This window comes from Mucilaginibacter antarcticus (assembly GCF_042686155.1).
Lineage (GTDB): Bacteria > Bacteroidota > Bacteroidia > Sphingobacteriales > Sphingobacteriaceae > Mucilaginibacter > Mucilaginibacter antarcticus.
Map to the genome: position 1 here is coordinate 156,967 of NZ_JBHUON010000003.1, position 19,943 is coordinate 176,909.

Below are 19,943 nucleotides of genomic sequence, written 5' to 3' on the forward strand. Positions count from 1 at the left end.
AAACATAAAGGCGATGCACCAGTGCATCGCCTTTATCATTATATTTGATGATACCTAACGCCTTGTGATGAGTTATAATTCGATACTATTTTCCGTACTCCTATTATTTTTGCCAACTGATACTGTATTTGCGCAAACTGATCCCCAACCAAGAGGGAGAGTAAAATCAATCATACAGTACTCGTACCAACCTATAAAAGGCAAGCATAAACTATTTGGTAAAATCACAACACTGTATGATACACTGGGACGAGAAATAGATTCGAAAGGTTTTTTTCGGTTGAGCAAAACAGATACTCTTTCTATCTGGGATCAGACGCTATACGATGATAGCGGTCGTCGCGTAAAAATTATCAGAAAGCTACCTAAAGCCCTTAACAGTTTATTTACGTACACCTACAACAGGCAGAATAATTTAGTAGAGACCTATTATGTTGATGAAGGTAAGGCAGAAACATCCCACACCGTTTATGATAGGGCAAAGCAAAGGGATACCTTTTACAGGGAGGGAAAACTAAATCCTTTTAAAATTGTGCGACACATTGACAAGTTTCATGACGAGGAAATATCATTTTACCTGGCTCTGGCCACCATCTCAACTGACTCTACCTTATTTTCTATAAAAGATAATCCTTTAGAACATACTTCATTAATAGCCTACAATCAAAATCATCAGAGGGTATCAGAAATAGTTCATAACTCAAATGGACAAAAAGAAAGTCACAAAATTTACCGGTACGATGAAAGACAAAATCTGTTAGGTTTTACAGATTCTATATGGCGCGATGCGCGCGATAATCGGGAGAGAAAACTGAAGCTTGCTGGAGTAAACGCTGCTGCTTATAAATACACCACGTTTGATAAGCCCGGCAACTGGACAAAAAGGTATACTTTAAACGATGCTAAGTTTGTTTTGACCGCCCGCCGTAAGCTTAAATATTACCGTTAACGCAATTTTAATTTAAAGTATAAATAATTTCGTGACATTATTATGATAATTCAATTTATAGTCTTACTTTTAAAGAGTTAAGATTATATGACTGATCAAAAGAATATCGTAATTATGAAATCCCCCCTAATATTCATAATGGCTATTGTTATAACCGCATGCGTTGGCTGTAAGAAAATGCAGGTAGCCGAAGTTAATACAGCAATTTCTATAGAAGAATCGGCAAACATGATAGCCGGCGCTTTATCATCGAGCACCAATGGACTAAACACCCTGGCTACCGATGTTACAAACTGTTCATTCAAACTGTACAAAAATAGCGTTGGCTGCGGTGCTATCATTTCTGATTCCATCTCTCGTCAAAGTGCGCCCGGATCAGCCACCACATTCAATTTCACAAGCAAAATAGTAAGTACAGTTAACTGCAATACTAACAACCAGTACCAGAGTGTTAGCAGCGCTGCAGCTTTTAAAGGGCAGTATTACGGCCTTAAACTATCGTCGCAGGGCAATGGCAGTGCAAACACTACCGTTACCGGCCTTGGCGATGCAGCACCTGCGTTTATCGTAAATGGCCAGCTTAAAAACATGTGCGGATTTAAGATGAATGCTGACACTACCCGTAAAGGCACTATCTCTATCAATATAGGTTTAACCAACTTAACGATAGCCAAGTCTACCGCCACAGTACCGGCTACAATAACCGCCGGAACGGCAACAGCCAGTGTTACCGGCAACTCGCCTAAAGGCGCTTTCTTATTTGAAGGCAAGCTAACCTTTAATGGCTTTAACGACGCGACATTGGTAATCAGCAAAGAAACTTATACCATTAACCTGGCAACAGGGGCCGTTGCAAAGCGGTAATAAACCTCTCATTATGAGAAAGCCTAAGCCGGATTCCTTCCGGCTTTTTCGTTTCTATACGTCGGCTACCCTGAAAGGTTTGATATCAACCGACTCCCAGATCTTTTGCGTGATGTAGGGCTCGCTCTTTTGCCAGGCCAAAAGTTCTTCTTCATCATTAAACTGCAACACCATAGTCGATCCTATCATCTTGCCCTCTTCGTCCACCATCGCCCCGCCGATAATGAAGTTGCCACTGGCTTTTAGCGCGCGTGCACCGTCAAGGTGGTGGGGGCGAATGTTCATGCGGCGTTCCAGAGCGCCATCGTCGGTGTAATCGTATGCGGTTATCAAAAACTGTTTCATGCTGTAAAACTTTGTGTATTAGCTAAACAAGTGTAGGTATTTTCTGCTAAATATTTGCTTAAACCAAGCGGCTTATAAGCTATTATTTGCAATATTTGCCAAACCAAAAAATAACGCCTGCAAATGAAATACGATCTGCTTACCAAATTCAAAGACACCTACAGCAAAGAAGCCGCTCACGCCTTTTTTTCGCCCGGCAGAGTAAACCTTATCGGCGAGCATATAGATTACAATGGCGGCCTTGTTATGCCTGCTGCTATCACATTTGGCACCTATATGCTGGTGAGCCCTAACGACGAAAACGTGTTTCGCTTTAAAAGTCTGAATTTTGAAGAGCAGGCCGAGATACCGGTTAGCAGCAGTTACCAAAAAGATGGTGATGGCTGGTATAATTTCCCTTTGGGGGCGATAGCGCATTTTACAAAAGACGGCCACAAGATCACCGGCCTGGATATATTGTTTTTTGGCGATATACCCATTGGCGCGGGTTTGTCGTCATCGGCTTCTATTGAAGTAGTGACATCATTTGCGTTAAACGAGCTGTTTAATAGCGGTTACAGCAAACTTGAATTGGTAAAGATAGCCAAGTCTGTCGAGAACAATTTCATGGGACTGAACTGCGGGATAATGGACCAGTTTGCCGTTGCCTTTGGCGAAAAGGACAAAGCCATCGTACTAAACTGCGATACTTTGAAATACGATATCGTACCCAGCAATTTAGGTAACCATGTATTGGCTATTATCAACACTAATAAATCGCGCAAGCTGGTTGAATCAAAATATAACGAGCGGGTTGAAGAATGCCAGGCAGCACTTAAATCGCTTAGTGAAAAATTGGACATTAATTATTTATGTGATATAGATTCGGCAACCTTTGCTCAACATAAGCATTTGATAGCCGACGAAACTGTACGCAAGCGCGCACAACATGTAGTTGAAGAAAATGACCGGGTTAAACTGGCTGCCGACACTTTAGCTGCTAATGACCTGGCCAACTTCGGCAAGCTGATGTATGCCTCGCACGACTCCTTGCGCGACCTTTACGAAGTAAGCGGTAAAGAGCTTGATGCCATTGTTGAATATGCCAAAACCAACCCTGATGTTGCAGGCGCGCGTATGACAGGGGCAGGCTTTGGCGGTTGCGCGATAGCGCTGGTAAAGGAAGCTGCGTTTGATAAATTTGCGGCCGAACTAAATGAGTTTTATACGAACAAAATAGGTTACGCACCCTCCGTTTATCAATCACTAATTGGCAATGGCGTCGGCGTGCTGCAAACTACTTAAATTACGTGGTACCGAAACTAATATCTGATCAACTAATCACCGACAATTGCGTAAACTAATATTAGACGAGCTTAACCGCGCCACGATAGAGGAGTTTAAGGCACAGCAAAAACTTCCTGTAGTTGTGGTGCTTGACAATGTGCGCAGTATGCACAATATCGGTTCAATCTTTCGTACGAGCGACGGTTTTGCAGTGGATCAGATCTGTTTGTGCGGTATCACGGCCCAGCCCCCGCACCGCGAGATAGAAAAAACAGCCCTCGGCGCTACGCAATCTGTAAACTGGACCTACTACGCTGACACCACACACGCTTTAAAGCAATTACGAGCGGATGGTTACAAGATCATTGCCATAGAGCAGGCACAGGATAGCGTGATGCTTAACGCCTTTACACCCGATAAAAACGCCAAATACGCCCTTATCTTCGGCAACGAGGTTAATGGAGTGAGCGATGAAGTGATGCAGCTGATAGATACATGCATTGAGATACCGCAGTTTGGCACTAAGCATTCTTTTAACATCGTAGTATCCGCAGGTATTGTTTTGTGGGATTTTTTTGCTAAATTGGAGTTATAGGATAACTTTTTATTGATACTGAGGACAAGGAATTTGGGACGGCGTATTGGTTCCGCAGATCCTTTACGGCTGCTCAGGATGACATATAAATCAATATCAGCATGACTCCGTTAGCAAAAAAACTTTTTATAAAAGCACGCAAAAGCTGGTTACTTTATAAGGCACCTGAAAATTATCTCAGCTTACTTGAGCCCTTGCCCGAGGGCGCGACCATACGCCACCAACCCGAGGGAGATTTTGACGGTGTACAGATCTTTGTAACGAATACCGACGAACTTGTATTATCCCTCAAAACAATATCACCCGTTTTAAAACCTGATACTATCTTTTGGATCACCTACCCCAAAAAGAGTTCTGGCATTAAAAGTGACCTGGAAATGATGGGAAGCTGGGTAGAGGTAGAGAAATACGGCCTGCGTGTTGTAGCATCTGCTGCTATTGATGACACCTGGACTGCCCTGCGTTTTCGCCCCTTGGGTCAATCTAAAATAGCTCAGGGTGGCAATGAGCAGATTCGCCAAAACGAATATGCGGCTTATATTGACGTTGATAACAAGCAGATAAAACTCCCCCCAATTATCGCCGATGCCCTTGCAAACCAACCTGCTGCTATGGCCTTTTACCAAAGCCTCTCCTACTCAAACAAAAAGGAGTATGTGCTTTGGATACTTTCTGCCAAACAGGATAAAACGAGAGATGAACGGTTAGAGAGAATGGTTGATAAATTAAATGCCGGTAAAAAGAATCCGTCGGAGAAGTAATCTCCCCTTGCGGGCAACGAACTGAACAATTAAAATAAGCTGTGCAAAAACAAAACTCCTCTCCCGCATTGCGAAAGAGGAGTTTTCTATTCATTCCTAATAAAAATGTTTAGCTAAATACCTGCTCAAATTGGTTAATAGAATCCTTGCTCTCTAAAGCAGAATGTCCCATCAAAAACTCGTCAACCTTGCGGGCGCATTCGCGGCCTTCAGATATAGCCCAAACAACCAATGATTGTCCGCGACGCATATCGCCAGCTGCAAATACTTTGCTTACGTTGGTGCGATAAACACCTTCTTTAGCGTCAACGTTCTTACGTCCGTCAACTTCTACACCAAGGCTTTCAAGCATACCCACGTATTGCGGGTTCAAGAAACCCATTGCCAAAAATACACGTTGGCAAGGTATCTCGCGCTCCGAGCCTTCTACTTCATGAAACTTAACCGGGCGACCTAAGAAATCAATTTCCCATTCAACATCCGAAACGCGCAATGCACGCAGGTTACCATTTTCGTCGCCTAAAAACTCTTTAGTATTGACAGCCCAATGGCGCTCAACACCTTCATCATGCGATGTAGTGGTTTTTAGTAACATGGGGTAGGTTGGCCAAGGCATGTGTTCTGTACGTGCCTGAGGCGGCTGAAACATTACTTCAAACTGCTTAATAGAGTTTGCACCCTGGCGGTTTGATGTTCCAACACAGTCAGAACCGGTATCGCCACCCCCTATAACAACAACATCCTTACCCGTAGCTAATATCTCTTCAACAGTGATTGGCGAATTGCCAACGCGTTTATTTTGCTGTTTCAAAAACTCCATGGCAAAGTAAACGCCTTTAAGCTCACGGCCCGGGATAGGTAGGTCACGCGGAATAGTTGAACCACCGGCCAACACTAACGCGTCAAAATTACGGGTGATTTCGTCAGCAGCAATGTCTTTACCTATTTCGGTGTTGGTTTTAAATACGACACCGTCTTGCACCATAACTTCAACACGACGGTCAATAACAGTTTTCTCTAACTTAAAGTCAGGGATGCCGTAGCGTAGTAAACCGCCAACCTTATCGTCGCGCTCAAATACGGTAACTTCGTGGCCGGCTTTTGCCAGTTGTGCTGCAGCTGCCATCCCCGCAGGGCCAGAACCTACAACAGCAACCGTTTTACCGGTTTTAACCAATGGAGCCGTTGGTTTAACCAGGCCTTTTTGGTAAGCTATTTCAATAATGTGTTTCTCAATCTCTTCAATAGCAACCGGCGGTTTATTTATACCCAATACGCAGGCGCTCTCGCAAGGTGCAGGGCAAATACGGCCCGTGAACTCAGGGAAGTTATTGGTAGACGATAGTATCTCGTAAGCGTCTTCCCATTTCTCTTTATAAACAGCGTCGTTAAACTCCGGAATGATGTTACCCAGCGGGCAACCCGAGTGGCAAAACGGTACACCGCAATTCATGCAACGTGCCGATTGCTTGTTTAACTGATCGTCAGAATACAAGCTTTCAAATTCCTTATAGTTTTTTACACGTTCTGCAGGTGGCAATTTATCAGGCATTACCCTGTCGTATTCCTGAAATCCTGTTGGCTTTCCCATCTAAAATTATTTGCTTGTAGTTTGTAATTGTAATTTTTCAATAACCTTTTTGTACTCTCTTGGATATACCTTGATAAACTTAGCCGATACTTCGTTCCAGTTTTTGATGATATCCTGCGCCAGCTTACTGCCGGTTAGGCTTACATGCTTACGCAATAAGGTTAATATTTCTTCCTCGTCTCTGGTCGATAGCGGATCAAGGTCCACCATTTCGGTGTTACAGTTTTCGGCAAACTTACCGTCAACATTGTACACCCAGGCAATACCACCACTCATGCCTGCCGCAAAGTTACGGCCTGTTTTACCAAGTATAAGCGCGCGGCCACCGGTCATGTACTCGCAACCGTGATCGCCAATACCTTCAACAACTGTTGTAGCGCCAGAGTTACGTACCGCGAAACGCTCGCCCGCCATACCCCTAACAAATAACTCGCCTGATGTAGCGCCGTAAAGGGCAACGTTACCAATAATGATGTTATCCTCTGGTACAAAGGTTGCTTCGGCATAAGGATAGATAGCCAACTGCGCACCTGATAAGCCTTTACCTACGTAATCGTTAGACTCGCCTTCCAACTCAAACGATACCCCTTTTGTAGAGAATGCACCAAAGCTTTGTCCGGCAGGGCCTTTAAATTTGTAGTTGATGGTATTGTCTGGCAAACCTGCAGAACCGTATATCTTAGAGATCTCGTTAGATAACAGTGCGCCAATAGTTCGGTCTGTGTTAACCACATCATAAGTACCAAATACAGGCGTTTTGTCTGCTAATGCAGGTTTTGCATCTTCCCACAATTTCCAGTCGATAATGTTATCCATGCCGTGATCTTGCGACTCACTATTATATAAAGTTAAGTTTTTATCGTTAGTTACCGGATGCAACATTCCTGAAAGATCGATCTTTTTAGCTTTCCAGCTTTTAAGGTTATCGCGTACTTTCAAAAACTGGATACGGCCAACCATTTCGTTAATGGTACGGAAACCCAGCTCAGCCATGATCTCGCGCATCTCTTGCGCCATAAACTTAAACAGGTTTACAACATGCTCTGGTTTACCGGTGAATAGTTTACGCAATTCAGGGTCTTGCGTTGCCACACCCACAGGGCAGGTATTTAAGTGACATTTACGCATCATGATACAACCACCGGCAACAAGCGCTGCAGTTGCAACACCCCACTCCTCTGCACCCATCAGCGCAGCAATGACTAAGTCGCGACCGGTTTTTAACTGACCATCGGCCTGCAAAACTACACGGCTACGCAGTTTGTTGCGTACCAGGGTTTGATGAGCTTCGCTCAAACCAAGCTCCCAAGGTAAACCTGCGTGCTTAATAGAGCTTATTGGCGATGCACCAGTACCACCATCATAACCGGCTATAAGGATCACATCGGCGTGTGCTTTAGCTACACCAGCGGCAATAGTACCTACACCTGCTTTTGATACCAACTTAACGTTGATACGTGCCTGGCGGTTAGCATTTTTAAGGTCGAAAATAAGCTGTGCCAAATCCTCGATAGAGTAAATATCGTGGTGTGGCGGCGGAGATATCAAACCTACACCCGGTGTTGAGTGACGGGTACGTGCGATCCAGTCATCAACTTTATCGCCCGGTAATTGACCACCTTCGCCCGGTTTTGCACCTTGCGCCATTTTAATTTGTAACTCATCAGCATTGGTCAGGTAATTTGATGTTACACCAAAACGACCTGACGCTACCTGCTTGATAGACGAGCGCATTGAGTCGCCATTAGGAAGCGTTTTAAAGCGCTCTTCATCCTCGCCACCCTCGCCGGTATTGCTACGGCCACCAATGCGGTTCATCGCAATAGCTAAAGTACTGTGAGCCTCGTGCGATATTGAACCAAATGACATAGCACCTGTAGCAAAACGCTTCATGATGCCTTCCGCCGGTTCAACCTCATCAATAGAGATCGCCTCGCGGTGATGAACGAAGTCTAACAAGCCACGAATGGTATAATGCTTCTCTGTTTGCTCGTTTATGGCTTTAGCGTAGTTTTTATAAACGTCATAGCTACCGCTTTTTGTAGCGTGTTGTAATAAGTGTACGGTAGTTGGGTTAAACAAATGCTCTTCGCCACGTCGTTTCCATTGATATAAACCACCTTCCGGCAGCAATTTACTTTCGCCGGCTTGGGCACCAAAGCCAATACGGTGTTTACAAAGTGCTTCGCGTGCAATCTCATCTAAGCCTAAACCACCTATACGGGTAACCGCGCCGCTAAAATATTTATCAACTACGGCTTTGTTTAAACCTAATATTTCAAACACTTGTGAGCCATGGTACGATTGTAAGGTCGAGATTCCCATTTTCGAGAAAATCTTTAACAATCCGTCATTGATAGACTTCACATAGTTTTTCAACAAGTATTTTTTGTCCAGCTTAGTGTCAAGTACACCGGCATCTTTTAAGTTCTCTATGGTAGCTTGTGCCAGGTATGGGTTAATGGCAGTAGCACCAAACGCCAATAACGTAGCAAAGTGATGTACTTCCCAAACGTCGCCAGCCTCGGCAACAATACCTACGGCGCCACGCAAACCTTTTTTAATCAAGTGATGGTGTACTGCAGATATAGCTAATAATGATGGTATAGGCGCGTGCTCAGAATCTAAAGCACGATCCGAAAGGATTAATACTTCAAAGCCATCTGCAACTGCATCTTCGGCATAACGGCATATACGCTCAATGCCTCTTTGTAACGATCCGGGGTTGCCATCAGCATTAAAATAAGTTTGGAGCGTTTTGGCATGGAACATACCGGTATCAATACTGCGCAGTTTTTCTAACTGGTGATTTTTAAGGATTGGATGTTTAAGCGTTACACAATGGCAATGCATTTTATCCTCGTCTAACAAATTACCGTTGTTACCTATAAACGTAGCAAGGCTCATTACCAAACGCTCGCGGATAGGATCTATCGGCGGGTTAGTTACCTGTGCAAAAAACTGTTTAAAGTAGCTTGACAGGTGCTGAGGTTTGTCGGACAAAATCGCCAACGGAACGTCGGTACCCATAGAGCCAATTGGTTCTTTACCATCAAGCGCCATTGGTTTGATGATGGTTTCGATATCCTCGCGGGAGTAACCAAAAACCTGCTGGTAACGGAAAACCGCGTCAGCGCTCAGGTTAGCAAATGCTAAACGTGGCTCGCGCAGGTCTTCTAGTCTTATTTTGTAGTTCTCTAACCAACGCTCATAAGGTTGGCGGGAAGCAATTTGTTGCTTTATTTCTTCGTCGGTAATGATCATACCTTTTTCGGTATCAATCAGCAACATTTTACCCGGTTGTAAACGGCCATTTTGAACAATGATCTTTGGATCGATCTTTACGGCGCCGGTTTCAGAAGCTGCAATTACGCGACCATCGCTGGTGATAGTATAACGTAGCGGACGCAGGCCATTACGGTCAAGTACCGCCCCTACCAATTTACCATCGGTAAAACTAATAGCAGCCGGCCCATCCCATGGCTCCATTAAAGTAGCGTGGAACTCGTAAAACGCTTTTTTGATCGGGTCCATCTGCTCGTTGCCATCCCATGCTTCCGGGATCAGCATCATCATTACGTGTGGTAATGAACGGCCGGTATGCTGCAATATCTCGATGATATTGTCAAGGCATGCAGAGTCGGACTGGTTATTGTCGATCACGGGCAATAACATTTCCATCTCCTCGGCGCTGAAATAGCTTGAGGCGTATGATTTTAAGCCCGAGTAAAACCAGTTTAGGTTACCTGTAAGCGTGTTGATCTCGCCATTATGCGCAATCATGCGGAAAGGCTGAGCCAGTTTCCATGAAGGGAAGGTATTGGTTGAAAAGCGTGAGTGAACCAAAGCCAGGCCTGATTTCATGCGTGGATCATTAAGATCATGAGCATAATATTGGCGCACCTGGAATGTAGTTAACTGGCCTTTATAAATAATAACCTTGCAAGAAAACGATGGGAAATAAAATGAATTACGCGCGCCTGGTAACGACTCGGTAACTGTTTTATTAATATATCTGCGTAAAACATAAAGCTTACGTTCAAAATCCTCGGGGGTAGTAACACCATTGGGTCTGGCAACAAATAGTTGCTCGATATCCGGCTCGGCGCTGCGTGCTGTCTCGCCAATAACAGACGAGTCAACTGGCACCTTACGGTAGCCTAATTTCGTTAAACCAAGCTTTTCAAGCGCGCCATCAATTATAGTACGGCAAGCTTTCTTTAAAGCCGGCTCTTTTGGAAGAAAAACCATACCCACACCATATTCGCCAGCCTCGGGCAGGCTGATCTCCAGGTCTGAGCATTCTTCCATGAAAAATTCATGAGGTAACTGTAGCAATATACCGGCGCCATCGCCAGAGTCCGGGTCGCAACCACAAGCGCCGCGATGCTCCATATTGGCTAACATGTTAAGCGCATCATCTATAATTTGGTAGGTTTTATGCCCGTTAATATGGGTTATAAAGCCGGTACCGCAAGAGTCGTGTTCAAATTCTGGCCTGTAAAGACCCTGTTGTGTGCTTTCGTTCTGATCCATCGCTGTACAAACGGGTTATATGTGTTCGTAACCACGAAAATAAGAAAATCAAAACTTTTTTACGATATAAATATTAATTTTTGGGATTATACTAAATTCTTATATAGAATAGGTGTTATAATTTTAAATTTAATAATTTTTTAACAAGTTCCGTTAAATAGTCTCAAATTATATGACCTAGGTAATATTAACCAAATTAAACGTTACCATGTGTTTAAACAACGAAACACCATTTCAAATAACACAAAAAAACGAAATCTAATTACGATAATACTGAAATTTACATTATTTAATTTCTGAATTTATTATAAATAAGGCCCTGTATCGACGCGGTGAACCAGTCAAAACATTGCTTTAACACTCAAACAATTAGGGCATTGAATTCGGTTCAAATCGAGTTAGCTCAAACAATTCAAATACAGATACGCTTGTAGTTAGATAAGTATAAAACTATGGCAAACACATCCCTCAAAAAATATTACCCGCCTAAACAAAACCGGGTAGAAACATTACAAACTAACTGGGAAACAATGAAACCCTTTGTAAAATTTGGCTTTAAAGCTATTGGTATTATTGGCGGCGCATTAATAAGCATCGTCAAACTGCTGCCTATGCTGGCGCCAGAAAAGCCGCAACAAAAGCAAGATAAACGTATTATAAAAATATAACAGATCAATCACTGTTAACCGGGGGCGGATACTTTCTATTAAGGTATCCGCTTTCTTTTTATCATCTTTGCCGCACAGATAGCCGCATTACAAACTTGTTAAAAGATGTTAATGCCGGATGAAGTAGCAATATTTTGATTCAGAATTATTGATATTTACTTCATCGAAAAAACTCTACTCAAACCTATGCAATACAACAAGATCAACAACCTGCTGGGCTGGCTTTGCTTCCTTATAGCCTCTGCAACCTACATTTTAACTTTAGAGCCTTCTGTTAGTTTTTGGGATTGTGGAGAGTTTATTTCCTGCGCGTACCGCCTGCAGGTGTCGCATCAGCCGGGTTACCCTTTGTTTGCCATGTTAGGTAAAGTATTCTCGCTGTTATCGTTGGGCGACGTTACCCGCGTACCTTATTTCACTAATATGGGGTCCGCTATTGCAAGTGGGGCCACCATTATGTTTTTGTTTTGGACCATTACCGCGATGGCTAAAAAGCTGTTACCTGCCACAGCGGGAGAAAGCGAAAAAACACGCACCATATTGATAATGGGCGCCGGCTTAGCGGGTGCTTTGAGTTTTACTTTTACAGATACATTTTGGTTCTCGGCAGTTGAGACGATCGTGTTTGCGCTATCAGCCCTCTGTACTGCTATTGTTTTTTGGGCGATATTAAAATGGGACGCTCATGCTGATGAACCGGGCGCCGATAAATGGCTGGTTTTTATAGCCTATATGATAGGCCTATCTATAGGCATACACCTGCTTAACTTATTAACCATACCTGCAGTTGCCCTGGTAGTTTACTTCCGCAGAACCAGTAAGGTGACTTTAAAAAGTGGCTTATTAGCTTTGCTAATTGCCGTTGTGATACTTGGTTTAGTACAATTCGGTATCAGGCAGTGGACTATCCAGCTATCTGCATATTTCGACCTTTACTTTGTAAATACTTTAGGGTTAGGTTTTGGTTCAGGGTCTCTATTTTTCTTCTCGCTGTTGATAGCAGCAATTGTAGGCGGTATTATTTACAGCATCCGTAAAAAGAAAGCTTTATTAAACCTGGGCCTGCTTTGCGTAGCATTTATTTACTTTGGCTATAGCGCTTTTGTTTATATTCCTATACGTGCAACTGCAAATACCAATCTTGATAACTCGCACCCTGATAATGCCTTTGTATTAAACAGCTATTTAAACCGTGCGCAATATGGCGAAACGCCTTTACTGACAGGCCCCTATTTCGATGCCAAGGTAGTTGATCAAACCGAAGGCCAAACCCTTTATCGCCGTGGCGAAAAACAATACGAGGTATCGGGCAAGAAACAGAAATACAGTTACGACCATAACACCATCTTTCCGCGTATTTACAGCACCGAAGGGCAAAACCCGCTATTTTACTGTCAATGGCTACAGATGAGCGAAGGGCAGGTACCCAATTTTATTGATAACCTTAAATTCTTCTTCAGCTGGCAATCATACGTAATGTATGTGCGCTATTTTATGTGGAATTTTGCCGGCCGTATTAATGACATGGACGGGCAGGAACATCTGATCAGTCCACTGAGTTTTAAAGGGTATGTTGATGGTGATTGGACCACAGGCATTTTTGACGGCGCGAAACAGCTACCAAAATCGGTTACTAATAACTTAACCTATACGCCCCTATTCGCTCTGCCGTTGATATTGGGGTTGATAGGTATGTGGTATCACTTTAAACAAAAACAACGTGATGCCCTGGTGATTACTTTACTGTGGTTTTTTACCGGTCTGGCCATCGTTTTATATGTAAACCAGCCATCTGTTCAACCGCGCGAGCGCGATTACTCCTACGTGTCGTCTTTTTACGCTTTCGCGATATGGATAGGTTTGGGTGTCATCGCGATAGCTGATTTTTTGAGGAAAAAAATAGACCCAAGAACTGCCGCCTATATAGCTAGCGCACTTTGTTTGTTCACGGTGCCTGTTGTAATGGCATCGCAAGAGTGGAAAGCGCACGACAGGTCAACCAAAATGGTGGCGCATGACATGGCTTATAACTACCTGGTATCATGCCCGCCAAACGCCATTTTGTTTACCTATGGCGATAATGATACCTACTGCGTTTGGTATGCGCAAGAAGTAGAAGGCATACGCCCCGACGTACGACTGGTTAACCTGAGCCTGTTTACCGGCGACTGGTATATACGCCAGATGCAGCGTAAAATAAATGCGTCTGACGCATTGCCTATCACTATGCCTTATGACAAGTATAAAGATGGCGTGCGCGATGTAATCTACTACAGAAATGCCGGCATACCCGGCGCTGTTGAGGTTAAAGATGTGTTTGACTTTGTTACATCTGACGACCCGCGTACGTTTGCGACTTATCAAAGCGGTGAAACCGCTAATTACCTGCCTACCAAAGATTTTAAAATCACCATAAAGCGTGATGATGTTATCAAAAACAATGTGGTATCAAAGGATCAGCAGCACCTTATTACCGATACTTTGCAGTGGAAGTTTACATCAAACTACCTGTTAAAAGACAACCTGGCCATACTGGATATAATGGCTCATAACAATTGGAAAAGGCCGATATGCTTTGCCACTACCGTTGGTAGCGAAAATTTGATAGGCCTGCAACCCTACCTGTATAAAGAAGGCTTTGTATACCACCTTATGCCGTTAAAGCCTGATACCAGTATTAAGTTTCAGGATAGTAAGGTTAATACCTTGGTGATGTATGATAAGATCATGAACAAGTTTAAATTCGGCAAGTTTAAAACCGCCAAATACCTTGACCACGAATCAAAAACGATGTTCTACCCGGTAATGATCAGCACATTTATTGATTTGATAGATGACCTGATTGCAAAGGGCCGCCTGGATCTTGCCGCTAACCTGATCAACAAATTCGATAAGGAAATGCCCGAACTAGATGTGGATATGCGTACCTCCCGCAATAAGTTTTCGCTGGCACAGCGCGCGTTTAAGGTAAATAACGTTGCATTTGCTACTAAATACTTCAATACTATTGACAACTATATAGTTGATCAGCTGGATTATGCCGGCCGACAAATGCAGAACCACTCGGGTGCGTTTAATGGTTATGATATTCAAACCGCATTTGATATACTTTACGGCATGGCGGATGCCACGCGCAGCGCTCATCAAGCCAAATTGTATGATAAATACATGGCCCAGATAAAAAAATACGAGCCCCAGTTTGCGTCGTTGTTTAAAGAGTAAACGCTAATTCTATATAAACAAAAATGGCGACCTTGTCAGGTCGCCATTTTTGTTACTGCGCGTCTGCTACACACCTAAAGCCTATCGTTCGGGCCCGGTCAATGCTCGGTGCCATTAGCAGGTATTTACCATACTTAGTAAGCTCTAAAGCCGGCGGGAAATACCAGCCCGAGGTTTGCGCGTGATAATAACTACTTCCTTTTAAAATGGCTGTACGGCTGTGCTCGTCGTGATACTCATCTGTCCATTGCCATATATTACCTATCAAATCTATCACCCCAAACGGGCTTGCACCTTGTGGATATGCGTTAACCGCGGTAGGCTTGCGCATAGCGCGTGCGGTGTCTGCCGGTGGATAATTGGCTTTATTATTATCGTTCCCCCATGGATAAACCCTTCCATCCGTACCTTGAGCAGCATATTGCCACTCCCACTCGTGCGGTAAGCGTTTGCCGGCCCACTTAGCATAAGCGCGCGCGTCAGCTAATGACACCCAGGTTACAGGCAGCTCGGCCTCGCCTTCGGCATATATGCCTTTAAACCAATCTTTTAAAAAGTTATGGCTATCTGTAGGTTGGTAGCCGGTAGCGGTTAAAAATGTTTTAAACTGCTTATTCGTTACCGGGTATTGATCAATATAAAATGAAGCAATGTCCATTGAATGTTTCTGCGACCGTGCAGGATGGCTCTCCCATGAGTGTTGCACCCCCACCGCCGGTGGCAGCTCGTTACCCTCAATCATCACGCCTACCGATTCAAAATTATAACCTTTTACGGCAGGTATCCTCAGCATTCCGGCCGGTTGTTTAACCGCAAGTTTAGTTTTAGCAATTGGCAACATTTGCTGTGTTGCCGGTTCCCAGCTAGCGGAGTAGGTTTTTAGCCCGCGCTTACTCATTACTGCCATTTTAGTTAAGAAAGCGGTAAGCGTTGCCGGCTTTGCTGTGCCGTTTGCAACCAGCACAGCACCAAAGCCATAACCTTCTATTTTGAAATTTAAAGCAGCATTACTACCACTAATTTGCGGTACTATCTCTTTACCATTCCATAGGTCCCAATACTTTTGGCCGGCGATATATGGTAAGGTTATTTGTGTACCGTTGGCATCTGTGCTGTCGCGGTTAACCAGGGTATATATCGTTTTATTTGCGTCAGGGAACTTTGATGCAAACACACCCTTTTGCTCAGTTTTAATGTAGGGTTCCCAATCGGCGTTACTCCACACATCAGGGAACTGGTGATAAATGGCCGAAATGCGTCTGATACTTTCGGCGTCTCTTTCCGGGATTTGGTTCCAAATGGCCCAAACATTTTCCCAGGTATTATAACCTATACCGTTAAAAAAGGCGTATTGCAGGTCATCAGTTTTATTAGTTGCCCAGCGGTTGGTGATATTTACCTGATGTTTTGGCTCGAACCATTTGTAAATACTTATACCGGGATCATGCTCGTAGCCCCAAAAGTAGCCCCAGCTAAGGGTGTTCCATTCTATCATCTTCAGGTCCTTCAAACTTAGCTCGGGTTGAAACGCCAGTGGATAATTTTCGCTCTTGGCAAAGCCATAAAAATCATCAGACACGCCAGACATTGTGTCGCCATTCAATCCATCGGCCCCAAGGTCTTTCATTTCTTTTACCAGGGCTTCGGGCATGGTTTGTTTTATGCGTTGCGTGCCATGATCCCAGATCATTATCGGGAAGAAAACCCTTACGCCGTTAGCTTTAAAATCTTTGATCATTTGTTTTACGGCGGCTTTGCCACCGGGCATATTAGCAGTAAGGTCATACTGATTACGGTTATCAACACCTATGTTTGGGTAGGTGGGCCATATCAACACCGCATCTATGCCACCGTAGCGTTTTTTCAGGTCATTAAGGTATTTGGTTACAGTATACTTACGGGTTACAGGGTCATAAAAATAACGATCGTGTGCCATCATTTGCACATCTATAAAGGTGTGCTTAACCCATTGCAGCTTAGGGTTGGCATATAAGATATCGTTGTATTTGATCTGCGTCCGTTGCCGCTCGCGCCAGCTTTTTAAATCTGCCAACCATTGATCGCGCTTGTCCGGGCTTACCGGGCCTTTAAAAACTTCTTTCCAGGCACTAACCACTACTGGCTCCTGGGCCTGCGCTGTTGCAGCTGCCAGCAATATTAAAAATAGGTATAATTTATTCTTCATAAAGGTGATTCTTGTTTGAGCCGGTAAGCCCATTGGTTATCAGGACATGAAACTAAGACTTTTTACTGTTGAAACGAAATATTTGTATATACAAGTCACCAACCTAATCAAGTAGGTCCATATAAAGCCATAGATTTTTAAATGATGATCTGCTAACTAAGATCAGATACTTACAGACAAGTAATACCCCAGCTATTATCCATATCCTTCATCCTCCGCTCCCCTGTTACGTTTGATAAATTATTACTTACACCGTCGGTTGCTATTAATAATTTTTTTACCTTCAAAAAAATTATAACCCTATATCGCGCATTTTAGTTAGTAACCACTACGTCAATTAACACGTGTGCTGTAACCATATTATATTCATGAAAAGTTCATCATCATCTAATCGGCGTAATTTTATTAAAGATACCGCTGCACTTGCCGCAGGTATGGCTATAGCGCCATCCATTATCCCGGCAACAGCTACGGCAAAAATTATTTATGAGCCTGCGGTGTATGTGCCGGAGAAACTGATAGGAACCCGTATAAAATTTGCAGTTATCGGTATTAATCACAGCCATATTTATGGCATGATAGGCGCTGTTACAAAAGGCGGTGGCGAAATGGTGGCCTATTACATCAAAGAGGCCGACCTGGCTGCACAGTTTGCCAAGCGTTATCCAAAAGTAAAACAGGCAAAAAGTGAGAACGAGATTCTTGAAGACCCTGCCATACAAGTGGTATTAAGCTCTGGTATACCTATAGACCGTGCGCCGCTTGGTGTACGTGTAATGCAGCACGGTAAAGATTATCTGGTTGATAAACCAGGCGTTATCACCCTGGATCAATTTGTCGAGGTTAAAAAGGTTCAGAAACAAACCGGTCGCATTTATTCTATTATGTTTAGCGAGCGTTTTGAAAGCCGTGCTACCGTACGCGCCGGCGAATTGGTTAAAGCGGGCGCTATTGGCAAGGTGATACAAACCGTTAACCTGGCCCCGCATAAAATGAGCCCGAGCACGCGCCCTGAATGGTTTTTTGACCCCAAATATTGTGGGGCTATTTTAACCGACATCGGGTCGCATCAATTTGACCAGTACCTGTTTTTCACCGGCAGTAAAAAGGCCGAAATTACAGCCTCGCAAATGGGCAACGTAAACCATCCGCAATACCCTAAATTATATGATTTTGGCGATGTGATGCTGAATGGCGATGGTGGCATGGGCTATATCCGGCTGGATTGGTTTACCCCTAAAGGTGTAAGCACTTTCGGCGATGGCCGCTTAACCATTTTAGGCACCGAGGGTTATATCGAAGTTCGTAAAACAATAGATCTGGCCGGTAAACCGGGCGGAGATCACTTATTTCTAGCTAATAATGAAGGCGTTAAATACATTGATTGCAGCAAAGACAACCTACCGTTTGGTGAGCTATTTATCAACGATGTAATCAACCGTACAGAAACGGCGATGCCGCAAGCGCACTGCTTTTTAGCTACCGAGCTGGCGCTGCTAGCTACCAAAAAAGCTAAAATTCTTGATGTGCATTTATAATAATTAACGTAACATATAAGATAAGTAGAGACGCAATAATGCGTCTCTACTTGTTTAACAGCCTTTCACGTTCGTCACTGTGGGATTCTATGCAGAGGCATTGTAATGCGCTTATGGTTCTTTCCCCTAAATTCTGACCAAAAAAATCCACCTATCTAAAACAGATTGTATCCGTCGTTGGTTATGTATCTATAAACCGTTTGTGCCATGGCAAACTTTCAGGACATCATAGCATCAAAGATACCCGTATTGGTTGATTTTTCGGCCGAGTGGTGCGGGCCTTGTAAAGCGATGGGGCCAATTTTGCAGCAACTTAAAAGCACTATGGGCGACAAGGTAACTGTTATTAAAATTGACGTCGATAAAAATCCGGCGGCAGCCAGCGCTTATCATATTCAGGGTGTGCCAACACTGATGATATTTCAGAACGGCGAAACCAAATGGCGACAAAGCGGGGTTATACAAGCGGCGCAGTTGCAGCAAATTATAACGCAGTATTTATAACATAAACTTAACGACCATTTAGCGCTGATTTTATATTCTACCGTTACCTTAGGGTAATGTCTTTTGTAAAAGCAAAAGCAGCACCTTATACTATTGTATAAAATCAGTACTACCATTTGCCTTAACAATTTAGTAGAAATCTAAATCGAATCATTATGTCACAGCAAACCGGATTTATGCCGCATCGCCAGTTTCATGTACTGGTTGCCGAAGCTAACGAAGAGCAATACCTAACCGTTTTGCCCGACCCACAAGGCAACTTCAGGGTTATAAAGCACGGCGAAGTTTTGGGGGAGGTGAACTATCGCCCTAAAAACAAAATTGTATGCTATAAAGGTAAATTGAAACGCACTTTGATGGATCAGCTAAAGAAGCATATAGACCACCAATACAGCTACGCTTATTAAGCTATTATTGAACAAGCGCGTGTTTTTGAGTAATATCTATTACGCCTTTTGAATTATTAATAGCCAGGCGTATTACCACGTGGTACAAAAAGCTCTCATAGATATAAATATTATCTCTGGCATCAGACCCCTGAAAAAACATATTAAGGCCGGCTTTTTTTGTTTCAGCCACCAGATTGATAACATACTGAACATTTGGGCTTACGTAGCTCACCGTATGGAGCACAGAACCGGTAGCTGTTTTAAAACCCACACCCCCAATAATAGTTTCTTTTTTTACCGGTTGGGCAGTAGTTTGATAATGCTCAACAACAAAACCATCAAGCTCTTCGCCATACTGCATGGCCCAAACCTTATTAGACGTTAAGGTGCTACCTATTTGAGTATTATTAAGATTAGCTAAATTGATAAGATTTAATAACGATATACTTTGCGCCTGCAACTGGTTGCAGTACAGATAAAACAATACTATGAGCAGGTATTTTTTCATTAGTTTAAGTCCGGGGGTAAAA

Annotated in this window: 15 protein-coding genes; 10 read left to right on the forward strand and 5 right to left on the reverse strand. The window is 43.5% G+C overall.

Annotation, left to right across the window (positions count from 1 at the left end; genetic code table 11):
- Window positions 1-67: 67 nt before the first annotated feature.
- Window positions 68-949, forward strand: coding sequence for a hypothetical protein (locus ACFSYC_RS04285; RefSeq protein WP_377123887.1), 882 nt, complete (start codon window positions 68-70; stop codon window positions 947-949).
- A 114-nt stretch (window positions 950-1,063) separates the two neighbouring features.
- Complete coding sequence (locus ACFSYC_RS04290) at window positions 1,064-1,813, forward strand: hypothetical protein (protein ID WP_377123889.1); 750 nt, start codon at window positions 1,064-1,066, stop codon at window positions 1,811-1,813.
- Between the two features lie 54 nt (window positions 1,814-1,867).
- Here the strand turns inward: ACFSYC_RS04290 and ACFSYC_RS04295 are convergent, their stop codons facing one another.
- A complete protein-coding gene (locus ACFSYC_RS04295; RefSeq protein ID WP_377123891.1) occupies window positions 1,868-2,158 on the reverse strand; it encodes a YciI family protein in 291 nt (96 codons plus the stop codon).
- A 123-nt stretch (window positions 2,159-2,281) separates the two neighbouring features.
- Here ACFSYC_RS04295 and ACFSYC_RS04300 point away from each other — a divergent pair, with 123 nt between their 5' ends.
- The 3 genes from ACFSYC_RS04300 (at window position 2,282) to ACFSYC_RS04310 (ending at window position 4,780) form a co-directional block, all read left to right on the forward strand.
- The gene (locus ACFSYC_RS04300; RefSeq protein WP_377123893.1) at window positions 2,282-3,442 is read left to right on the forward strand and encodes a galactokinase; all 1,161 of its coding nucleotides are present in this window, start codon (window positions 2,282-2,284) and stop codon (window positions 3,440-3,442) included.
- A 46-nt stretch (window positions 3,443-3,488) separates the two neighbouring features.
- Window positions 3,489-4,019: an RNA methyltransferase gene (locus tag ACFSYC_RS04305; protein WP_377123895.1), complete on the forward strand. Its 531-nt coding sequence runs from the start codon at window positions 3,489-3,491 to the stop codon at window positions 4,017-4,019.
- A 101-nt stretch (window positions 4,020-4,120) separates the two neighbouring features.
- Window positions 4,121-4,780: a YdeI/OmpD-associated family protein gene (locus ACFSYC_RS04310; protein WP_377123897.1), complete on the forward strand. Its 660-nt coding sequence runs from the start codon at window positions 4,121-4,123 to the stop codon at window positions 4,778-4,780.
- 109 nt (window positions 4,781-4,889) lie between these two features.
- On the opposite strand, the gene ACFSYC_RS04315 is transcribed toward ACFSYC_RS04310, so the two are convergent.
- Together ACFSYC_RS04315 and gltB are read right to left on the reverse strand one after the other, a co-directional pair.
- Window positions 4,890-6,371 (reverse strand): glutamate synthase subunit beta, encoded by a 1,482-nt coding sequence (locus ACFSYC_RS04315; protein WP_377123899.1) that lies wholly within the window; start codon window positions 6,369-6,371, stop codon window positions 4,890-4,892.
- Window positions 6,372-6,377: 6 nt separating this feature from the next.
- Window positions 6,378-10,907: a glutamate synthase large subunit gene (gene gltB, locus ACFSYC_RS04320; RefSeq protein WP_377123901.1), complete on the reverse strand. Its 4,530-nt coding sequence runs from the start codon at window positions 10,905-10,907 to the stop codon at window positions 6,378-6,380.
- Window positions 10,908-11,359: 452 nt separating this feature from the next.
- Here gltB and ACFSYC_RS04325 point away from each other — a divergent pair, with 452 nt between their 5' ends.
- Entirely contained in the window at window positions 11,360-11,575 is a 216-nt protein-coding gene (locus ACFSYC_RS04325) for a hypothetical protein (RefSeq protein WP_377123903.1), read from the forward strand.
- 186 nt (window positions 11,576-11,761) lie between these two features.
- Window positions 11,762-14,797: a protein O-mannosyl-transferase family gene (locus ACFSYC_RS04330; protein ID WP_377123905.1), complete on the forward strand. Its 3,036-nt coding sequence runs from the start codon at window positions 11,762-11,764 to the stop codon at window positions 14,795-14,797.
- A 52-nt stretch (window positions 14,798-14,849) separates the two neighbouring features.
- On the opposite strand, the gene ACFSYC_RS04335 is transcribed toward ACFSYC_RS04330, so the two are convergent.
- The gene (locus ACFSYC_RS04335) at window positions 14,850-16,982 is read right to left on the reverse strand and encodes a formylglycine-generating enzyme family protein (RefSeq protein WP_377123907.1); all 2,133 of its coding nucleotides are present in this window, start codon (window positions 16,980-16,982) and stop codon (window positions 14,850-14,852) included.
- Between the two features lie 368 nt (window positions 16,983-17,350).
- On the opposite strand from ACFSYC_RS04335, the gene ACFSYC_RS04340 reads away from it, so the two are divergent.
- From ACFSYC_RS04340 to ACFSYC_RS04350, 3 genes are all read left to right on the forward strand, one after another.
- A complete protein-coding gene (locus ACFSYC_RS04340) occupies window positions 17,351-18,520 on the forward strand; it encodes a Gfo/Idh/MocA family protein (protein WP_377123909.1) in 1,170 nt (389 codons plus the stop codon).
- A 207-nt stretch (window positions 18,521-18,727) separates the two neighbouring features.
- A complete protein-coding gene (gene trxA / locus ACFSYC_RS04345; protein WP_377123911.1) occupies window positions 18,728-19,024 on the forward strand; it encodes a thioredoxin in 297 nt (98 codons plus the stop codon).
- Window positions 19,025-19,179: 155 nt separating this feature from the next.
- The gene (locus ACFSYC_RS04350) at window positions 19,180-19,431 is read left to right on the forward strand and encodes a hypothetical protein (RefSeq protein ID WP_377123913.1); all 252 of its coding nucleotides are present in this window, start codon (window positions 19,180-19,182) and stop codon (window positions 19,429-19,431) included.
- A gap of 4 nt (window positions 19,432-19,435) precedes the next feature.
- On the opposite strand, the gene ACFSYC_RS04355 is transcribed toward ACFSYC_RS04350, so the two are convergent.
- The gene (locus tag ACFSYC_RS04355; RefSeq protein WP_377123915.1) at window positions 19,436-19,921 is read right to left on the reverse strand and encodes a hypothetical protein; all 486 of its coding nucleotides are present in this window, start codon (window positions 19,919-19,921) and stop codon (window positions 19,436-19,438) included.
- Between the last annotated feature and the right edge of the window lie 22 nt (window positions 19,922-19,943).